At 70.3% G+C, this 18,442-nt stretch carries 16 protein-coding genes; 10 read left to right on the top strand and 6 right to left on the bottom strand.

The genetic code is table 11. The features are described 5' to 3' along the window. The first annotated feature begins 20 nt into the window (after positions 1-20). Both BMY74_RS28975 and BMY74_RS28980 read left to right on the top strand, forming a co-directional pair. Positions 21-1,415 (top strand): LLM class flavin-dependent oxidoreductase, encoded by a 1,395-nt coding sequence (locus tag BMY74_RS28975; protein ID WP_089921628.1) that lies wholly within the window; start codon positions 21-23, stop codon positions 1,413-1,415. Between the two features lie 57 nt (positions 1,416-1,472). Further along, entirely contained in the window at positions 1,473-1,949 is a 477-nt protein-coding gene (locus BMY74_RS28980) for a hypothetical protein (RefSeq protein WP_089921629.1), read from the top strand. On the opposite strand, the gene BMY74_RS28985 is transcribed toward BMY74_RS28980, so the two are convergent. From BMY74_RS28985 to BMY74_RS28995, 3 genes are read right to left on the bottom strand one after another with little or no spacing between them, the layout of a single operon-like run. Beyond that, a complete protein-coding gene (locus BMY74_RS28985) occupies positions 1,946-4,030 on the bottom strand; it encodes a M6 family metalloprotease domain-containing protein (RefSeq protein WP_089921630.1) in 2,085 nt (694 codons plus the stop codon). The genes BMY74_RS28980 and BMY74_RS28985 overlap by 4 nt on opposite strands. 54 nt (positions 4,031-4,084) lie before the next feature. Continuing rightward, positions 4,085-5,398, bottom strand: a complete 1,314-nt coding sequence (locus tag BMY74_RS28990) for a HAMP domain-containing sensor histidine kinase (RefSeq protein ID WP_089921631.1) — start codon at positions 5,396-5,398, stop codon at positions 4,085-4,087. Next, positions 5,395-6,060 carry a response regulator transcription factor gene (locus BMY74_RS28995; protein WP_089921763.1) on the bottom strand — a complete coding sequence of 222 codons (666 nt, stop codon included), beginning with the start codon at positions 6,058-6,060 and terminating at the stop codon, positions 5,395-5,397. The genes BMY74_RS28990 and BMY74_RS28995 overlap by 4 nt, the downstream gene beginning before the upstream one ends. 151 nt (positions 6,061-6,211) lie before the next feature. Here BMY74_RS28995 and BMY74_RS29000 point away from each other — a divergent pair, with 151 nt between their 5' ends. Both BMY74_RS29000 and BMY74_RS29005 read left to right on the top strand, forming a co-directional pair. After that, positions 6,212-7,432 (top strand): bifunctional glycosyltransferase family 2/GtrA family protein, encoded by a 1,221-nt coding sequence (locus BMY74_RS29000; RefSeq protein ID WP_089921632.1) that lies wholly within the window; start codon positions 6,212-6,214, stop codon positions 7,430-7,432. Further along, positions 7,429-9,420: an ArnT family glycosyltransferase gene (locus BMY74_RS29005; protein WP_089921633.1), complete on the top strand. Its 1,992-nt coding sequence runs from the start codon at positions 7,429-7,431 to the stop codon at positions 9,418-9,420. Before BMY74_RS29000 ends, BMY74_RS29005 begins: the two co-directional genes overlap by 4 nt. A gap of 3 nt (positions 9,421-9,423) precedes the next feature. Here BMY74_RS29005 and BMY74_RS29010 read toward each other — a convergent pair whose 3' ends face one another. After that, positions 9,424-10,203 (bottom strand): hypothetical protein, encoded by a 780-nt coding sequence (locus BMY74_RS29010; protein ID WP_143091739.1) that lies wholly within the window; start codon positions 10,201-10,203, stop codon positions 9,424-9,426. A 244-nt stretch (positions 10,204-10,447) separates the two neighbouring features. Between BMY74_RS29010 and BMY74_RS29015 the strand changes: the two genes are divergently transcribed. Next, positions 10,448-11,758, top strand: a complete 1,311-nt coding sequence (locus tag BMY74_RS29015; RefSeq protein WP_089921635.1) for a DUF2252 domain-containing protein — start codon at positions 10,448-10,450, stop codon at positions 11,756-11,758. Positions 11,759-11,769: 11 nt separating this feature from the next. Here the strand turns inward: BMY74_RS29015 and BMY74_RS29020 are convergent, their stop codons facing one another. Next, positions 11,770-12,696: a GGDEF domain-containing protein gene (locus BMY74_RS29020; protein WP_089921636.1), complete on the bottom strand. Its 927-nt coding sequence runs from the start codon at positions 12,694-12,696 to the stop codon at positions 11,770-11,772. Between the two features lie 211 nt (positions 12,697-12,907). Here BMY74_RS29020 and BMY74_RS29025 point away from each other — a divergent pair, with 211 nt between their 5' ends. Genes BMY74_RS29025 through BMY74_RS29040 form a run of 4 tightly spaced genes read left to right on the top strand, consistent with a single transcriptional unit; the run spans position 12,908 to position 16,796 of the window. After that, on the top strand, positions 12,908-13,603 hold the full coding sequence (locus BMY74_RS29025; protein ID WP_089921637.1) for a hypothetical protein: 696 nt from the start codon (positions 12,908-12,910) through the stop codon (positions 13,601-13,603). A 58-nt stretch (positions 13,604-13,661) separates the two neighbouring features. After that, positions 13,662-14,219: a hypothetical protein gene (locus BMY74_RS29030; RefSeq protein WP_143091740.1), complete on the top strand. Its 558-nt coding sequence runs from the start codon at positions 13,662-13,664 to the stop codon at positions 14,217-14,219. Continuing rightward, entirely contained in the window at positions 14,206-15,423 is a 1,218-nt protein-coding gene (locus tag BMY74_RS29035; RefSeq protein WP_089921639.1) for an MAB_1171c family putative transporter, read from the top strand. The genes BMY74_RS29030 and BMY74_RS29035 overlap by 14 nt, the downstream gene beginning before the upstream one ends. Beyond that, on the top strand, positions 15,423-16,796 hold the full coding sequence (locus BMY74_RS29040) for an NAD(P)/FAD-dependent oxidoreductase (protein ID WP_089921640.1): 1,374 nt from the start codon (positions 15,423-15,425) through the stop codon (positions 16,794-16,796). The genes BMY74_RS29035 and BMY74_RS29040 overlap by 1 nt, the downstream gene beginning before the upstream one ends. On the opposite strand, the gene BMY74_RS29045 is transcribed toward BMY74_RS29040, so the two are convergent. Then, positions 16,780-17,253, bottom strand: coding sequence for a VOC family protein (locus BMY74_RS29045; protein ID WP_089921641.1), 474 nt, complete (start codon positions 17,251-17,253; stop codon positions 16,780-16,782). The genes BMY74_RS29040 and BMY74_RS29045 overlap by 17 nt on opposite strands. Positions 17,254-17,333: 80 nt before the next feature. On the opposite strand from BMY74_RS29045, the gene BMY74_RS29050 reads away from it, so the two are divergent. Then, positions 17,334-18,314 (top strand): helix-turn-helix transcriptional regulator, encoded by a 981-nt coding sequence (locus tag BMY74_RS29050; protein WP_089921642.1) that lies wholly within the window; start codon positions 17,334-17,336, stop codon positions 18,312-18,314. The last annotated feature ends 128 nt before the right edge of the window (positions 18,315-18,442 follow it).

Raw genomic sequence — 18,442 nt, forward strand, 5'->3', positions numbered from 1 at the left:
CTGCGTGGCATACTTTCGGCATGACAGATTACGGTCACCCGCTGGAGTTCGGGGTGTTCCTGCCGCCCGGCGCCGAGGACTTCGCCACGACGTTGCGGCTCGCGCGGGCCGCTGACGAGCTCGGGCTGGAGCTCGTCAGCATCCAGGACCACCCCTACAACGCGGCGAACCTCGACACGTGGACGTCGTTGTCGGTCATCGCTGCGTCGACCACCAACGTGCGGGTGTTCCCCAACGTGGCCAACCTGCCTCTCAGGCCGCCGGCTGTTCTTGCGCGCGCTGCGGCCAGTCTTGACGTCATCAGCGGTGGGCGCGTTGAGCTCGGGCTTGGCGCTGGGGCGTTTTGGGACGCCATCGCCGCCATGGGCGGGCCTCATCGCACTGCCCCGGAGTCGATCGAGGCGCTCGAGGAAGCCATCGCGGTGATCCGGGCACTGTGGACGCCGGGGCGCGGGGTTCGCTTGCAGGGCAAGCACTATTCACTCAGCGGGGCGCGGCCCGGGCCGTTTCCGAAGCACGACGTCGGGATCTGGCTGGGCGCCTACAAGAAGCGGATGCTCCAGCTCACCGGGCGGAAGGCGGACGGGTGGCTGCCGTCGAGCCCGTACGCGCCGCCGCCGCAGCTCAAGGCGATGAACGCCATCATCGACGACTCCGCGCGCGAGGCAGGCCGCGATCCCAAGGACATCCGCAGGCTCTACAACATCACGACCGAACTCAACGCCGAGCAGCTCGCTGAGGTGGCGCTGAACGACGGCATGAGCGGGTTCGTGCTGATGGTCAACACCGACGACGAGGTACGCGTGTTCGCGGAAGAGGTCGCACCTGCCGTGCGCGAGTTGGTGCAGAAGGAGCGCGGCGACAAGAGGTTGTGGGACGAGTCGACGCGCCCAAAAGGCCCGGCGCCTGAAGCGGGCGCCGTCTACACCGCTTCGGGCAGGGCGTTGGGGCGCCAGCTGATCGGGGTGCACAACCACCTGCGGGAGGAGCTCACCAAGGTCCGTTCGATCGTCCAGCAGGTCGCGGACGGGGTCGTCCAGGTCGGCGACGCGCGGTCCGAGATCAACGCGATGACCATGCGCCAGAACAACTGGGCGATGGGCGCGTACTGCGAGAGCTACTGCCGTCTCGTCACCATCCACCACACCCTCGAGGACACGAGCCTCTACCCGCAGCTCAGGCAGGGGGATCCGCGGCTGGGGCCGGTGCTCGACCGGCTGACCGAGGAGCACCAGGTCATCCACCACGTGCTCGAACGGCTCGACGCCGCGCTGGTGGCCGCGGTCGCGGAGCCGGGGAAGGTCACCGAGGTGCAGGAGGCGGTCGACCTGCTCGCGGACGCGTTGCTGTCACACCTGTCCTACGAGGAGGGTGAACTGGTCGAGCCGATGGCCCGCATCGCGTACCACCACTGAGTGCACTTGGGCGTGTGCGGCGGCGCGGTACCCGCGTCTGCCAACAGACTGGGGTGCGTGGACACCAGGAAACGAGTCGATCCCGTCCGGCGCGGTCGCACCATCCTGGGGGCGGCGCTCCTGCTCACAGCCGTCGCCGCGGGAACGAGAGCCGCCGTCGGGTTCACCTACGGGGCCGAGGCGGAGGCCGCGATCCGGGCGGAGGACGGTCTGGACGTCACGATCGCGCTGCACCACGGGATGACGTACGCGTGGCTCGTGTTCGCCGTGCTGACCGGCGTCGCCGCGGTCCCGTTGCTGCTCAACGGTTCGGGCCGGACGTTCGCGGCGGGCGTCTGCTACGCGCTCGGCATGCCGTTGCTGCTGTTCAGCATCGGCGTGATCGCGCCGATCGGCACGGTCCAGACGCTGACGTGGCTGGCGTGCGGAACGATCCTGCTGCTGGCGTGCTTCGTGATGCTGACGTCGGGTCCGGTTCCCCCTCGGCGAGTGGCTCCGGACCGGCGCAGGCCGGTCCGGAGCCGTCACCGCTAGCGGCCGGTCACGGTGCAGGTGGCGGTCGCGGACCTGCCGGGGTTGCTCTCCGACACGGCCGTCAGCGTCACCTTGGACATCGCCGAACCACCGCCCCGCTGCACGTGCACCGGGACGTCGACGCGACCGCCGAACTTGGCCGTGGCCAACGCGTTCGGCACCGAGACGGTCCAGCCGTTCGACGCCGTCGCCGTCACGCGGTAGACGTCACCGTCGAGGTACTGGTCGACGGGCTCCGGGTGCTGTCCGCCCGGCACCGCTGCCCGGCCGGTGTTGGTCAGCGGGAACTTGCACGTCGCCACGCCCGAGGAGTCGACCCGTGCCGCGGTCGGCGTCACGCGCACGCCGCGCTGCTGCGGGCCGGCGCCGTCGAGCGACCGGATCGCCACCGTGTACGACAGCACGCCGCGCGAGTCGCGCTGCAGGTCCAGCACGTAGAAGTGCAGGCGGTTGGCCGTGTCGACGAACTCGAACTCGCTGCCGGAGTTCGTACCCGCGTGGAACAGCGCGTCGGACAGCTGGCGGTAGTCGCCGATCGTGATCGGGACCCTGGTGCCGTCGGGCAGGACGTAGTCGGTCATGCCGATGTCCTGCGGGTTGGCGTCGACCACCCACGTGAACGGTGCGGCGTCGACGTTCTTGGTCTTGGCGAGCAGCACGCCGGAGTCCGGGGTGAACGAGTCGGCGCCCATCCGGTCCACGACCTCGAGCGTGTAGTTGTTGTAGCCGCCGCCGTCGCAGAACGGGTCGGTGGAGACGTTGCAGGACGGCGTCTTGTCGCCCGTGCCCAGTGCGAGGTTGATGCCCGTCAGGCCGGCATCTCCGGGGTTCACCTCACGCGCGGTGATCTTCGCGATGACCGTGCCGGAGCCGGCCAGCGCCTCGCGGGACAGCCGCAGGACGTTCTTCTCGTCGATGATGCCGAGCTTGATCTTGTTGCGCAGGGTCTGTTGCGCGCCAAGGGATGCGCCACCGGTCGCCGGGATCGTCCAGCGCGAGTGCGGGCCGCCGGGGCCGTTGAACGAGCCGCGCGACAGCATGTCCCACGGGCCGCTGTAGTCACGGCGCGGCGGGCTGCCGTACGGGTTGTTGTAGTTGTCACCGATGCCGAGGATGTGGCTCAGCTCGTGCGCGTAGACGCCCTGGCCGGAGCTCTCGGCCTGGGTGGACGAGCCACCGCCCGCGTTCGGCCAGATCGACGAGCCCGCGGCCCACGACGTCCAGTCGACGTACCGGGTGCGCGACCAGTTCGGCAGCGCGGGGTCCGGCGGGCCGAAGTCGTCGGTCACGTCCTCCTTGGTCCGGAACTTCATCATCCCGAACTCCTGCCAGGTTCCGGACTCGTCCTGGCCCGCCGACAGGTAGTAGATGAAGTCGTACCCCGCGGGCACCTCGGCGCCGACGTCGGCCACCCACGCGGCACGGCCGTCGGTGCGGATGTTGCGGTTGCAGGAGTCGCCCGCGGGACATCCGGTCCCGCCCTGGAACTCCATGGCGTACTCGTGGTCCTTGCCCGGCATCTGGTACGGGCCGAACGCCTTCAGCTCGACGCCGTAGCGCCCGCCGGAGGTCTCCATCCAGTACTCGTGCACGGTGTGGCCGCGGTTGAGGCCGTTCGGCTTGTTGAGGAAGTCCTGGTAGAACTGGCCGACCTCGGCGCGCGGCACCCCGGAGGCCTCGGCGCTCGGGTTGCCGAACACCGTGGAGTTCTTGGGCTGCGTGACGACGAACGGCTGGTTCGGGTAGTCCAGCAGGACCAGCGCGCCCTTGAAGTTGCGCACCGACCCCTTGACCGCCGGGTCGGCCCAGTTCGTGCCGGGGATCTTCTTGTAGTCCCGCTCCCACGTCATGTGGTCGGGGTTGACCCAGTTCTGCGGGTCGATCGGGCCCGGGAACCCGGCCTGCGCGAGGACGCGCGCGGAGTCCCTCGTCTGCTGCCAAGGCTGTTGCTGAGGCCAGTGGTCGTACTGCCAGTGGTTCGCCGGCTCGTCAGGGGCTGCGGCGGAGTTGCCGACGTTGACCATCGCGATCGAGAGGAGCGCGGTGATCAGCAAGGCAGGGCGCCGGTGTGTGCGCTTCATGCGCTAACCGTGGTGCAGGAAGGCCCTCGCCAACCACCGTCGATCGTCTGCCGCTCAACGGAATTCCGGTAGATCGACGCGAACGGACGCACCGCGCGGTCTCGGCACGAACCGGACGCTGCCGGAGTGCGCGGCCACGGTGTCCGCCACGATCGCCAGTCCCAGCCCCGATCCCGGCAGGCCGCGGGCGTCCGGGGCGCGCCAGAACCGCTCGAACGCCGAGGTCCTGTGCTCGAACGGCACACCGGGGCCCTCATCACTCACCGTGAGCCAGCCGGGCTTCGAGCGGACCGTGATCGCGGAGCCCGCCGGGGAGAACTTCACGGCGTTGTCGAGGAGGTTGAGCACACTGCGTTCCAGCGCGCCCGCGTCGCCGACGATCGACCACTCGGCGCGGTCGACGTCGAAGACGTGGTCGTGAGCGCGGCTGCGGGCTCGTTCGACGGCCCTGTCGATCACGCCGGCCACGTCGACGGAGTCGCTGGCCAGTTCCCGGTCGTCACGCGCCAGCACGACCAGTTCGGTGACGAGGTCGCTGAACTCCTGGCTCTGGGCCTGCAGGCGGTCGAGGACCTCGGCGCGCTGGGGCAGTTCGCGGCCCGTGCGCTCGGCGCGGACCAGCAGGTCGATGTTGGTGCGCAGGCTCGTCAACGGGGTGCGCAGCTCGTGTGCGGCATCGTTGACCAGGTCTTTCTGGCGGCGGCGGGACTCGGCCAGCGCCGCGGTCATCGACGTGAACGCGCGGCCCAGGCGGCCCACCTCGTCCTGGCCGCCGACGGTGACGGGGGTGGTCAGGTCCTCGGTGCGCGCGATGTGTTCGGCGGTCTCGGTGAGGCGTTCCATGGGGGCGAGGGCGCGGCGGGTGAGCCACAGCCCGGCTCCGGCCACGAGCAGCGCGCCGAAGACCGACACGGCGGTCAGGACACCGGCGAGCGTGGTCAGGGTGCTGTTGATCTCGGCCTTGCTGCGGCTCAGGATCAGCACCTCGCCGGGGGCGATCGGCTGCAGCAGAACGCGTGCCTCGGCGCCCGACTCGGTGACGCCGTCGCGGAACGCCGGTGTGGCGACGACGTCCTCGGCAGAGGTGACGACGGGGTCGACGCCGGGTGGCGCGCAGCTCAGGCCGTCGGCGGTCAGGGTCTGGATGCCCTGCAGGACCTGCCGCAACCCCTCGGCGGGAACGCCTTCGTCGCACCGGATCTTGATGCGCGGCGGTGGGGTGCTGGCCAGCAACGACTTGTCGAGCTGCGAGCTCAGGTTGTGCTCGGTGGCGAGCCAGGTGACGACGCTGATCCCGGCGATCGCGACCGCCACGACGAACGCGGTGATCAACGCGAGCTTGCTGCGCAGCAGGACCGGGCGGCTCATGGCGACTCGCGCAGGATGAAACCCATGCCGCGCACGGTGTGCAGCAGCCGCGGGCGGCCACCCGACTCGGTCTTGCGCCGCAGGTAGCCGATGTACACGTCGAGCAGGTTGGTGCCCTGGTCCTTGCCCCACACGGCGTGCCGGAGGTGCTGCTTGGTGAGCAGCCGCTCCGGGTCGCGCAGGAAGACGGTGAGCAGGTCGAACTCCGTCGGGGTCAGGTCGAGCAGCTCGCCGCCGCGCACGACCTCGTGGGCCGCCGGGTCCATCCGCAGGTCGGCGAACTGGAGCACCTGCGGTGGCGTCCGCCGCCGGTTCTGCTTCAGCAACGCCCTGATGCGCGCCAGCAGTTCCTCCAGCGCGAACGGTTTGACCAGGTAGTCGTCGGCGCCGGCGTCCAGGCCGGTGACCTTGTCGCCCAGCGCGTCGCGGGCGGTGAGCATCAGCACGGGCAGGCGCTCGCCGGCCGCGCGCAGGCGCCGGCAGGCCTCCGAACCGTCGAGCACGGGCATCATCAGGTCGAGGATCGCCAGGTCGGCGCGGTGCACCAGGGGGAGCGCCTCGGCGCCGTCCGCGGCGGTCGTGACCTCGTAGCCCTCGAACTCGAGGCTGCGCCGCAGACTGTCCCGGACGTCCGGGTCGTCGTCCACCACGAGCAGTCTCATGCCGAGGACGGTAGAGCCGTTCGCTGTGAGCCAGCTGTGCATCCGGGCTCTCACGATTCTCTCAGCGGAAGCCAAGGACGTTCTCACAACTCCGTCAGCAGGCTCGATCTCGGAACGAGCGAGTCGTGTCCACAGTGGAACGGAGAGAGCCATGACGGCGGTGAGCACCGCACAGGCCACAGGGACGGTGGACATCATGATCCCCGTGTACAACGAGGAACGCGCGCTGCCCGGCTGCGTCGAGGTCCTGCACGGGTTCCTGACCGAGCAGTTCCCGTTCGACTGGTCGATCGTGGTGGTCGACAACGCCAGCACGGACGGGACCCTGGAGGTCGCCCGCGATCTGGAACGGAAGTACGAGCGGGTACGCGTGCACCACCTCGACCGCAAGGGTCGCGGGCTGGCGCTGCGGGAGTCGTGGGGTTCCAGCGAGGCGGCGGTCGTCGTCTACATGGACGTCGACCTGTCGACCGGGCTGGACGGGCTGCTGCCGCTGGTCGCGCCGCTGCTCAACGGGCACTCGGACCTCGCGATCGGCTCGCGCCTCGCGCCCGGTTCGCGAACGGTGCGCGGGCCGCGGAGAGAGCTGGTGTCGCGCGCCTACAACGCGTTGATCAGGCTGACGCACGGCGCGCGGTTCAGCGACGCGCAGTGCGGGTTCAAGGCCGCGCGCACGGAGGTCGTCCGGCCGCTGCTCGGCCAGGCGCGCGACGAGGCGTGGTTCTTCGACACCGAACTGCTGCTCCTGGCCGAGCACAACGGTCTGCGCGTGCACGAGGTGCCGGTGGACTGGGTCGAGGACGTGGACAGCCGGGTCGACGTGGTCGGCACCGCGATCGACGACATCAAGGGGTTGATCCGCGTTGCCCGTGCCAAGGCCAACGGGACGGCGCTCGTGACCGGGTTGCCGCGCCGGCCGCAGCCCCGCGCGATCCACCCGGACGCCGTGTTGAGCCGCAGCGAGGGCGGGCTCTCCTGGCAGGTGCTGTCGTTCGCGGTCATCGGCGTGATCTCCACGCTCGCGAACCTGGCCCTGTACGGCGCTTTCCGGCTGTGGTGGCCGGTGCTGGTGGCGAACCTCGCCGCGCTGGTGATCACCACGTTGTTCAACACGGAGGCCAACCGGCGCTTCACCTTCACGGCCCGCAACGCCTCGCGCGGCAAGACGCACCTGCAGGGGTTCGTGGTGTTCGGGCTCTACTACGCGTTCACGTCGGCCGCGTTGCTCGTGTTGCACGCGGTCTCCCCCGACCCGCCGCGCACCCTGGAACTGGTGGTGCTGCTCGGTTCCTCGGCACTGGGCACGGTGGGTCGCTTCTTCCTGCTGCGGAGCTGGGTGTTCCGCCGCAACGACCGAAAGGACGACGCATGACCGCCACTGCCGAAGTGGCAGCCCCTGCTGGCGAACCCGTCGAGGCACGACCTCCCCGTTGGCACGTCTGGGGTCTCGTCGCGATCTGCGTGCTGGCCGGTGGCCTGTACGCGTGGGCGATCGGCGCGGGACAGATCGGCAACTCCTACTACTCGGCCGCCGCGAAGTCGATGTCGACGTCGTTCACCAACTTCCTGTTCGGCTCGTTCGACCCGGCGGGCGTGGTGACCGTCGACAAGCCTCCGATGGCGTTGTGGCCGCAGGCGATCTCCGTGTGGCTCTTCGGGTTCCACGGCTGGGCGGTGTTGTTGCCGCAGGTGGTCGAGGGGGTCGCGGCGGTGTTCCTGCTGCACCGCACCGTCCGGCTGTGGGCGGGCGAACAGGTCGCGCTGCTCGCGGCGTTGATCTTCGCCCTCACGCCGATCACCGTCGCGATCAACCGCGACAACAACCCGGACACGTTGCTGGTGCTGCTGCTCGTCGCGTCCGCCTACGCCTTCACGCGGTCGGTCAAGGCCGCGGACAGCCGGTCGCGCACGAAGTGGCTGCTGTGGTGCGCCTTCTTCATCGGCTGCGGGTTCCTGACGAAGATGCTGCAGGCGTGGATCGTGGTCCCCGGCTTCGCCCTGGCCTACCTGGTCGGGACTTCAGGGGCGGTGAAACGGCGGATCCTCGACCTGCTCGCCGCCGGCGCGGTGCTGGTGGCGTCGTCGTTCTGGTGGGTGGCGCTGCACGCGTTCTGGCCCGGCTCCAAGCCGTACATCGGCGGGAGCACGGACGGCGGCGCGTGGGACCTGATCATCGGCTACAACGGGCTGGGCCGGGTGTTCGGCGGGAGCGGCAACCGGGGTGGCGGCAGCATGCCGGTGCCCAGCGGCGCGGCGCCGACCGGGCAGGGGCCGATGGAGTTCGGCGGACCCGGTGGCGGGGCGATGTTCGGCGGTCAGCCGGGCATCACGCGCATGTTCGACGCGTCGGTCGGCGGGCAGATCTCGTGGCTGCTGCCGTTGTGCCTGCTGGTCTTGGGAACCGTTTCCGTGGCGGGAGTGCTGCGCCGGCGGCGCGGGGTTCCCGGCGACGCGGCCGAGCGTGCGGGCTGGTTCCTGTGGGGCAGCTGGCTGCTCGTCACGGCGTTGGTGTTCAGCCTCGCGCAGGGCATCTTCCACCCGTACTACACGACGATGCTGGCGCCGGCCGTCGCCGCGATCAGCGCCGCCGGGATGGTGATGTTCTGGCGTGCCAAGAGCTTCGTGCGGTTCCTGCTTCCGCTGTCGGTCGTGCTGACGGCCGGGTGGGCGTTCGTGGTGGTCTCGCGCGACACGTCCTGGCACGGCTGGACGCGGTGGGCCGTGCTCGGCATGGCCGCTGTCGCCGTCGTCGTGCTGGTCCTGGGACTGCGCCGGGCCGGACTCGTGGCCGCGGTGGTCGCCGTCCTGCTGGTCCCCGCCGTGTGGTCCACGGCCACCGCGGCGACGGCGAGTTCGAACGGCACGATCCCCGCGGCCGGACCGGCGGAACGCGGCGGTGGTGGTTTCCAGGTCTTCGGCGGGCAGAGGCCGGGCAACGGCAGGCCCGCGCGGCCACAGATCGGCACGATGCCCGGCCCCGGCGGTGGTGGCCGGGGTGAGCTGACCGACGAGCAGAAGCGGATCCTGGCCTACGCCAGGGAGAACAGCGGTGGCGCGGAGATCACGCTCGCGGTCGCCGGGTCGTCGCAGATGGCCTCGCCGTTCATCATGGGTTCCGACGAGGTCGTGATCGGCATGGGCGGGTTCTCCGGCTCCGACGACGCGCCGTCGGTCGACCAGCTCCAGACCTGGGTGAGCGAGGGCAGGCTGAAGTTCGTGCTCGGCGGTGGCGACCGGATGGGCGGTCCTGGCGGCCGTGACGACCACGGCCGCCAGGCGTGGATCTCCCAGCACTGCTCGGCGGTGGACCCGAACCTCTACGGCGGCGGATCGGAGCAGCTCCTGGAGTGCCGGGCGTGACGGTCAGGGCACCAGCGCCCACGCCTGCTGCGCGCTGGCCTTGCAGAAGGCGAGCCAACGGCTCTGCGTGGTGATCACGCCGTCGGAACCGGCGCGGACGAGGGCGGCTGAGGAGTCCCGCTGCGTCTGCGGGCCCCAGTCGCCGTCGATTCCGGTGGAGTAGCCCCAGATGTACTGACAGGCGGCCTGGACGAAGTACGTCTGGGTCGTCGAGGAGGTGGCGAAGCCGGAGTCGCCGCTGCCCGAGATCGCGTTGTCGATGTGGGCGTGGTTGTGGTGCTCGGCGTCGTCCAAGTACGAGAGGACGTGCCGGAAGTGGTGGTGCAGTGACGCCATCGTTCCCCAGTAACGGATGCGGGCGGTGCGCAGGGCGTCACCCGTCGTGTTCCGCCACTGGTCGTAACGGGCGTTGAAGGCGGTGAACGTCGCGCCCGTGTCGCGGTTCGTGATGAGCATGCGGGCGAGGTCGAACGCCCTGCCCTCGCCGTGCATGCCGGGCTTGTCCACATACGCGCCGTACGAGTAGATCTTGTGCGGCGCGGTCCAGTGGTACGGCGTCCAGTTGCGCCAGTGCACGTGCCACGCCTCCAGCCGCGCGTAGAACGCGGGCTCGTAGCGGAACGACGTCGCGGCGCCGTTCACCTCGTAGAAGGTCGGCTGCGAGTTGATCTCGGAGTGGGTGACGAGGGCCGCCGCGGAGGCGTTCGGCGTGCCGAGCAGAACCGCCGCCGACCCCGCCACACCCGCGGCGAGGATGCTCCGGCGTGACACAGATCCGTCCATGCCCGAAGTGTTCTGCCGGGCATGAACGCGATCCCTAGTCCCGCGACCAGTTCTCGGCCGCCGGTACGTCCTCTTCGTCCGCCTCGTCCGCCTGGTCCTCGAGCACGCGGCGGACCTGTTCCTCGCTCGCACCGAACATGAAGCACATGCTCCTGACGCTAGGCGCCTCCCGCGGGGCCGGGCTTCTCGATTCCTGCTCGCTGTCGCCCCTTCTCGTTGCGGCCCCGGCGTGTTGGGATGCACCATGACCGATCGCGGCGAACGCATTGTGAGCGTGCTGGAAGAGGCCTTCTCGGGGCTGATGACCGCCGACCCCGCCGCGTTCCGGCACAAGTTCCGCAAGATGGCGGCCGAGCCGTTCGCGTTCTACCGCGGCAGCGCGTGCCTGTTCTACGCCGACATGGCCGAAATGCCCGACGAGTGGGCCGACGACCGCACCGGCCGCATCTGGATCCAGGGCGACCTGCACGCGCAGAACTTCGGGACCTACATGGACTCCGAGGGCACGCTGGTGTTCGACGTCAACGACTTCGACGAGGCCTACCTCGGCGCGTTCACGTGGGACCTCCGCCGCTTCGCCGCCTCGATGGCCCTCCTCGGCTGGCGCAAGGCGCTGCCCGACAGCGCGATCACCGAACTGATCCGCACCTACGTCCTCTCGTACGTCGCGCAGGTCCGCTCGTTCGTCGAGCACCCGAACGACGAGCTCTTCAGCCTGCGCCTCGACAGCACCGAGGGCGTGCTGCACCGCGTCCTGCAACGGGCCCGCCTGGCCACCAGGATCGGCCTGCTGGAGGAGAAGACGGTGGTCGTCGACTACGAGCGCCGCTTCCGCCGCGACCGCGAGGGCACCCACGAACTCCCGCCGGAGGTCCACGAGGACGTCCTGCGGGCCTACGAGTCCTACCTGGACACCATCCCGACCGGCAAACGGGCGTCGAGCCGCACCTACGCCGTCAAGGACGTGGTGGGCCGCAGCGGTTTCGGCATCGGCTCGGCCGGCCTGCACGCGTACAACATCCTGGTCGAGGGCCGCTCCCAGGCGCTGGAGAACGACGTCGTGCTGTCGATGAAGCAGGCCAACGTCGCAGCGCCGAGCCGCATCGTCGCCGACCCCGGGATCCGCGAGTACTTCACCGACCACGGCCACCGCACCGCCGTCTCCCAGCGGGCGCTGCAGGCCCACGCCGACCCGTGGCTCGGACACACCCAGATCAACGGTGTCGGCTACGTCGTCGCGGAGCTCTCGCCGTACGAGGCGGACCTCGACTGGTCCGACCTCACCGAACCCGCGGACATGCTCCCGGTGCTCGACCACCTGGGCCGGGCCACCGCGAAGATGCACTGCGTGGCCGACTCGGACTCGTCGCAGACCCTGGTCGACTTCCAGTGCGAGGAGGCCATCGCGGCCGTGATCGGGGATCGCGACGCCGACTTCTGCGACTCGATCGTGGAGTTCGCGCTGGGGTACGCGCGGCAGACCCGGGAGGACCACCGGCTGTTCGTGGACGCGTTCCGGGACGGCCGGATCAAGGGTGTCGGCTCGACGGCGTGAGGCCGAAGTAGCTAGCGCACCAGGCCGTGGTGGCGGTTCGTCCACGCGGCGACGGCCGGCAGCACGTCCGTGATCCACTCGCGGGCGGCGGCCGTCAGCTCGTAGCGGGACGCGCGGCGGAGCACGAAACCGTTGTCCTGCAGCCGTTCCAGGGTGAGGATCACCCTCGGGCCGAGGAGCGGGACCAGGTCCTCGGTGGCCTTGGGGCCGTCGGACAGCGACACGAGGACCTGCGGCAGCTGGTCGCTGCTCATCAGGTCCTGCAACGCGAGCAGGTGGTGCAGGGCCGAGGTGTCGGTGCGCTCGGCGGCGAACGTGCTCGGGTCGTGCAGGTGGACCCTGGCCCGGCCGGTCCGCTTGGCCCGTTGCAGGGCCGCGTCGGTGTCTCGGACCAGGTCGATCAGCGTGTCCTCGCCGCTCGGCACGTGGGAGGCGACGCCGATGGACGCCGTCTGGCCGTGCAGGGTGAGGTGGTGGCCGTCGTTCGTGGTGATCTCGGTCTGCAACGTGCGGATGCCGCGCAGGATCCGTTCGGCCACAGTGGCCGCTTCTCGGCCCGTGGTGTGCTGGAGCAGCACCAGGAACTCGTCGCCGCCGTAGCGGCACACGAGGTCTGTCGGGCGCGTGTGTGCTTTGAGGACGGCGGCCACGTCGGTGAGGACCACGTCGCCGGCCGGGTGGCCGTACTCGTCGTTGATCTTCTTGAAGCGGTCTAGGTCGACCATGAGCAGCGCGACCTGTTCCCACCGGCGCTGGGCGCGGCGGTACGCCGCGGGCGCCTGATCGTCCCAGCCCCAGCGGCCGAGGAGGCCCGTCAGGCGGTCCGTCGCCCAGGCACCGACCGGTTGTGCGCACGAGCCGCAACGCGAGGGAACGCTCTCATCGTGCAGGCGCAGGGAACTGTGGTCGACGGACAACCCCGTCCGCGCAGTCGCCACGAGTCCCCCCGGATGCTCTGACCGGCCCGATCTGCCCCTTTCAACTGACGTGACGTCGTTCGGATCAAACGCGACACATCAGTGCAAGCGGCGGAGTGTGATCATAGGGCTACGGAGTGGTGGATTCAACCCCTGTGATGCCATATGCTCGCGTGGTTCCACAGCAGTGGAACGATTTCCTGGCCGCGAGTCGCTCCAGCGGAGGTGTGGCGTGAGGCCGTTCGCCGTGGTCCTCAACGAGCTGTGCACCACCCCGCCCGACGGCCGGGGCAAGGTCACCAACGTGGCGCTCTCGGCCGCGGTGAAGGCGCGGGGCGGGGACATCGGGCACGGCTACATCTCGCAGCTGCGGCTCGGCGTGAAGGACAACCCGACGTGCCAGGCCATCGTCGACCTCGCCGGCGCGCTCGGCGTGCACCCGGCCGTGTTCCTGGGTGGCCGTCGTGAGCTGCGCACGGCAGAACAGCCCGGATGGCGGCCCACGGCGTTGAGCACGCTCTTCGAAGCCGTGCACCCGCCGGACCGCGGCCCTTGGTCGCCCGAGGAGGTCGCGACCGCGATCAGCTCGTCCGGCCAGTTCGGCAGCATCTCCGCGAGCTACATCCGCGAGCTGCTCGGCAACACGAGCGACAACCCGCGGCTCAAGCACATCCTCGGCCTGGCCGACCACTTCGGCGCCGACCCCGCGTACTTCTTCGACGACGAGCTGGCGGCGCGCGTCGACTCGGAGCTGACGGACTTCCTGGCGCTGCGCGAGCTCGGCGTCGTCGAATTCGTCACCCGTCTGGCCGAACGCACGGGCGATCTCTCCCCACAGGCCAGGGCTGCTGCGGTAGAAGGGTTCCGGCAGGCCCTCGAAGTCGGTGAGGGGTGGTCGTTCCCGTTGAACGGCCGCCGCCCCACGTGACGACGACGGCGTGAAGATCTCGGCCTGGACCGCAGACGACATCGAGAGGAGGCGGCGGGTGAACCGCAGGAAACTGCGCAAGCTGGTCGACGAGGTCGCCCGGGACCTCGCGCTGCCGCCCGACGCCACGCACCAGGAGGCGAGCCGCCGCGTCTGCGAGCTCATGAGCGAACGGCTCGGGCGCCAGGTCGACGTCCGGTTCGCCGCCATCACGAACGCGGTGTGCCTGAGCGGCGCGACGGCGTTGCTCGAGAACGGCACGTACCTGGTCATCTGCGCCGACTCGCCGTCCTGGTACCACCGCCTGCACGTGTTGCTGCACGAGTTCGCCCACGTGCTGCTCGAGCACCAGCCCGTCGCGCTCGGCCGCGACGAGGGTCTGCGCAGGCTCGCGCCGCACCTGCTGCCGCGGATGGCGAAGATCATCGCCGGCCGCACGACGCTCACCGAGGACGAGGAGCGCGAGGCCGAAAACCTCGCCGACCACCTGCTGGAGAGGTTGACGGAACACCGGGTGTGGGCCGACACCGCCGCCACCGAGGAGCCCGCGCACGTGCGCCGGGTCGCCGAGTCGCTCGAGGGAAGATCTCGCTGGGTGCGTCGTGGCGATCTTTAACCTGATCTACCTCTCGTGCGGTGTCGTCGGACTGCTCCTCCTCGCTTACAAGATCCGCTCGTTGCGCTCCAGCTGGGGCAGTCCCCGCGTCGTGGCGCTGATCTCCACCGTGTTCTTCTCGGCGTTCGCCATCCTCTTCGCGGCTCCCGCGAACATCACCTGGGTCAACCGGGTGACCGGCGTGCCGAACTTCGCCGCGCTGCTCGTCTACGGCCTCGTGGTCTGCTTCGCGGGATCGGCGTTCGCGCTGGTGCTGTACTGGCGCTACCCGGCGGCCCAGGCGTGGCAACGGGTCCGGCTGATCGTCGTCAGCTACGCCACCGTCGTGGCCGCGATGGTCGTGCTGTTCACCAAGTCCGAGGTCGGTGAGGAACGCCAGGTCGACTTCGACACGTACTACGCCACGCAGCCGACGATCGCGGTCTTCCTGTTCATCTACCTCGTCGCCACCCTGATCGGCTGCGGTGGCCAGGCGTACCACTGCTGGCAGGGCTCGCGCGACGAGGCGATCTCCGCGCGGCCGTGGCTGCGCCTCGGGCTGCGCTGGTACTGCGCGGCGGCGTTGTTCCCCATGGCCTTCGCGGTCATCAAGCTGTTCGTGCTGCTGATGGACTGGGCCGGTGAGCGCAGCTTCGACGTCCTGAGCACGACGGCGCCGTTGATGGCGTCGCTGTCGATGATCCCGCTGGTGATCGCGATGGCGTTGCCGGTGTTCGGGCCGCGCCGCCCGTCGCCGTCGCAGTGGGTGCGGCGCTGGCGCACGTACTTCGCGCTGCGGCCGTTGCACCGCGCGCTGGTGCACGTGAACCCCGGCATCGTGCTGGTGGCGCCGGGCAAGTTCCTCAACCCGCACCACCGCGTGCGCCGGCAGATCATCGAGCTCAACGACTGGCGCTGGGCGTTGACGCCGTACTTCGACCTGTCGGTCGGCGAGGCAGCCGCTTCGCTGGCGCAGCGGGCTTCGCTGTCCAAGGACGAGGTGGCCGCGGTCGTGGAAGCCGCCCAGCTGCGCGCCGCGGGCTCGTCCCGCGGCCGTGCGCGGGCGCCCCAGCGCCGTCCCGCCGCGGAGATCGTCGACGGCACCGACCTCGCCGCCGAGCACGACAGGTGGGTCCGGATCTCGCGTGCCTACCAGCACTCGCCGATGGTCGAGGCCGCCGTCGCCGGCACGGCACGGGTGGAAGCAGCAGGGGGAATGGACTGATGGCACCCACACACGCCGTTGTGCTCGGAGGCGGGCTCGCGGGCGTGCTCGCGGCGTCCGTGCTCGTCCGGCACGTGGACGAGGTCACCGTGGTGGAGCGGGACAAGCTGCCCGAGGGGCCCGCCCCGCGCTCCGGCGTGCCGCAGGCCCGGCACGCGCACCTGCTGATGTCCGGTGGCGCGCGGGCGATCGAGTCGTTGCTGCCGGGCACGCTGGACGCGTTGTTCGCGGCCGGGGCGCACCGGATCGGGGTGCCGAACGACCTGGTGTCGCTGAGCGCCCAGGGATGGGTGCCGCGGTTCCCGGAGATGCAGTTCATCGTCACGTGCAGCCGATCACTGCTCGACTGGGTGGTGCGCTCGCAGGCGTTGCGGGACAACAAGATCTCCGTGCTGACCGGGACCGAGCCGGTGTCGTTGCTCGGGTCCGCCGACGCCGTGACCGGGGTGCTGGTCGAGGACCGGATCTCCCGTGAGCAGGTCTCGCTGGAGGCCGACCTCGTCGTGGACGCCACCGGGCGCGGGTCCCGGCTGCCCGCCTGGCTGGCCGGGTTCGGGCTGCCCGAGGTGGAGTCGGAGAGCGTCGACTCCGGACTCGCCTACGCCACGAGGATCTTCCAGGCTCCCCCGACGGCCGCCTCCGGGTTCCCGCTCGTCAACGTGCAGGCGAACCCGCGCGACCCGTTCCCGGGGTGCACCGCGACCCTGCTGCCCATCGAGGACGGCAAGTGGCTCGTGACGCTGTCCGGGACACGCGGCGGTGAGCCGTCGACCGACGAGTCGGAGTTCGTCTCGTTCGCGCGGTCGGTGCGCAACCCGGTCGTGGGTGAGCTGATCGAGTCCGCCGAACCTCTGTCGCCGGTGTACGGGTCGCACAGCACCGCGAACCGGCGGATGTACTTCGAGCGCTTGAAGTCGTGGCCGTCCGGGTTGCTGGCTCTGGGCGACTCGGTGGCCACGTACAACCCCGTCTACGGGCACGGGATGTCGATCGCGGCGCAGAGCGCACAGGTGCTGGACTCGGGCCTCGCGGACGGGCGTTCCGCTCAGCAGATCCAGCGCGGCATCGGCAAGGTGGTCGACGGGGCGTGGGCGATGGCGACCAACCAGGACATCCTGTATCCGGGCGCGGTCGGGAAGCCGCTGCCGCTGGCCGGACGGGTGCTGCAGCGGTACGTCGACCGTTTGGTGCGCACGGCGACCACGGAGCCACCGGTGACGCGGGCGTTCCTGGAGGCGTTCACCCTGTCCGCGCCGATGGCGAACCTGCTCAGCCCGCGGATGGTGTGGGCGACGCTGCGCGGGCCGCGGTCGGCGTCGCCGGAACCGACGCTGACCGCGGACGAGCGCGAGCGGGTCACGTCCGCGGAGTGAAGTCCGCGCTCTGCACGTAGGCCATGGCTTCGAGGAACGCCGGGTCGTTCATCCTGGCGTCCAGCTCCTCCCCGGTGGGCTCGGCGACGCGCTGGTGCAGCCACCAGAGGTTGCCGAACGGGTCGGCGAACCTGCTGACCCTGTCGCCCCAGAACAGCTCGGTGGGTTCGGTGACGACCCGGCTGCCCAGCTTCCGGGCCCTGTCGAGCGTGGCCGCGTCGTCGGCGACGTAGAGGCGCAGGAACGCCGGCGTGGGCGGCCAGTTCGGCACGTCGAACAGCATCACGACGGAGTCGCCGATGCGGACCTCGGCGTGGCCGATCTCCGGTGCCTCGCCGACCCGTCCTAGCTCGGTCGCGTCGAACACCTCGGTGATGAAGTCGATCAGCTCGGCCGTGCGGCCCCGGCTGATCAGCCACGGCGTCACGGTGTGGTAGCCCTCGGGCACGACGTTCATGGTGGTCTCCCCTTTCGTCGGGGCGACCGTATTTCGCATGTAGGACGAGATCGGTCCTAGTTGTGTCCTAGGTTGGTGGCATGAGTGATGCGGCCCGGTTGTTGCGCCTGCTGTCGTTGCTGCAGACGCCGCGCGAGTGGCCCGGCAGCGAACTCGCGGCCAGGCTCGGGGTCACCCCGCGCACGGTGCGGCGCGACGTCGACCGGTTGCGCGACCTCGGCTATCCCGTCGAGGCGTCGATGGGCGTGCTCGGCGGGTACCGCCTGGGCGCGGGCGCGGCGATGCCCCCGCTGCTGGTCGACGACGAGGAGGCCGTCGCCATCGCGGTCGGGTTGCGGGTCGCCGCCCGCCAGCCGGTGGCGGGCATCGCCGAGGCGTCCTTGCGCGCCCTGGCGAAGCTGCAGCAGGTGCTGCCGTCCCGGCTGGCACGCCGGGTTTCTTCGTTGACGTCGGCGACGTCCGCCCCGGTGTCGCACGCCTCTGCGGTCGATCCCGGCCAGTTGACCGTGCTCGCCGGCGCGGTCGCGGCCCGTGAACGCGTGCGGTTCGCCTACGTGGCCAACGAGAACGTCGTCTCGAAGCGGCACGTGGAGCCTGTTCAGTTGGTAGCGCTCGGCCGGCGCTGGTACCTCCTCGCTTTCGACGTGGAACGGGACGACTGGCGGACCTTCCGGCTGGACCGGGTGTCGTCCGCGGTGGCCACCGGGGCCCGGTTCGCGCCTCGGGTGCCGCCCGGCGGGGACGCGGTGGAGTTCGTGACCCAGCGGATGTACGACACGGCTCCCACGTTCCAGGCGCGCGCGATCCTGGGGCTGCCGGTGGAGTTGGCTCGGGCGCGTCTGGGGGACTTCGCCGGGGAGTTGATCGCGGTTGAGGACGGGTCGTGTTCTTGGTGCAGTCCTGAGGACACGGTGGAGTATTTGGGGTTTCGCCTCACCTCGCTGGGGTGTGAGTTCGTGGTGGAGGGGCCGGAGGAGCTGGTCGAGCACCTTCGGGAGGTGGGGGAACGGATAGGGCGGGCTGTGGGGTGGACGGGTGGCCGTGATGGGGGCGGTGGGTGAGGTGGGCGGCGAGTGAAGTGGGTGACGTCGGGCGGTCGGCGGGTCGCGTGCGGCGGGGCCGGACGCGAGGCGGGGCGAGTTGCAGCGGCGCCGGCGAGCCGGCCGCAAGGCCGAGCCCGACCAGCCCC

The organism is Lentzea albida, from assembly GCF_900111005.1.
GTDB classification, from domain to species: Bacteria; Actinomycetota; Actinomycetes; order Mycobacteriales; family Pseudonocardiaceae; genus Lentzea; species Lentzea albida.

Excerpts from the sequence above, each read along its gene's own strand:
- BMY74_RS28975 (WP_089921628.1), top strand. The coding sequence starts at position 21 with ATGACAGATTACGGTCACCCGCTGGAGTTCGGGGTGTTCCTGCCGCCC.
- BMY74_RS28985 (WP_089921630.1), bottom strand. The coding sequence starts at position 4,030 with ATGAAGCGCACACACCGGCGCCCTGCCTTGCTGATCACCGCGCTCCTC.
- BMY74_RS28990 (WP_089921631.1), bottom strand. The coding sequence starts at position 5,398 with ATGAGCCGCCCGGTCCTGCTGCGCAGCAAGCTCGCGTTGATCACCGCG.
- BMY74_RS28995 (WP_089921763.1), bottom strand. The coding sequence starts at position 6,060 with ATGAGACTGCTCGTGGTGGACGACGACCCGGACGTCCGGGACAGTCTG.
- BMY74_RS29000 (WP_089921632.1), top strand. The coding sequence starts at position 6,212 with ATGACGGCGGTGAGCACCGCACAGGCCACAGGGACGGTGGACATCATG.
- BMY74_RS29005 (WP_089921633.1), top strand. The coding sequence starts at position 7,429 with ATGACCGCCACTGCCGAAGTGGCAGCCCCTGCTGGCGAACCCGTCGAG.
- BMY74_RS29010 (WP_143091739.1), bottom strand. The coding sequence starts at position 10,203 with ATGGACGGATCTGTGTCACGCCGGAGCATCCTCGCCGCGGGTGTGGCG.
- BMY74_RS29015 (WP_089921635.1), top strand. The coding sequence starts at position 10,448 with ATGACCGATCGCGGCGAACGCATTGTGAGCGTGCTGGAAGAGGCCTTC.
- BMY74_RS29040 (WP_089921640.1), top strand. The coding sequence starts at position 15,423 with ATGGCACCCACACACGCCGTTGTGCTCGGAGGCGGGCTCGCGGGCGTG.
- BMY74_RS29045 (WP_089921641.1), bottom strand. The coding sequence starts at position 17,253 with ATGAACGTCGTGCCCGAGGGCTACCACACCGTGACGCCGTGGCTGATC.
- BMY74_RS29050 (WP_089921642.1), top strand. The coding sequence starts at position 17,334 with ATGAGTGATGCGGCCCGGTTGTTGCGCCTGCTGTCGTTGCTGCAGACG.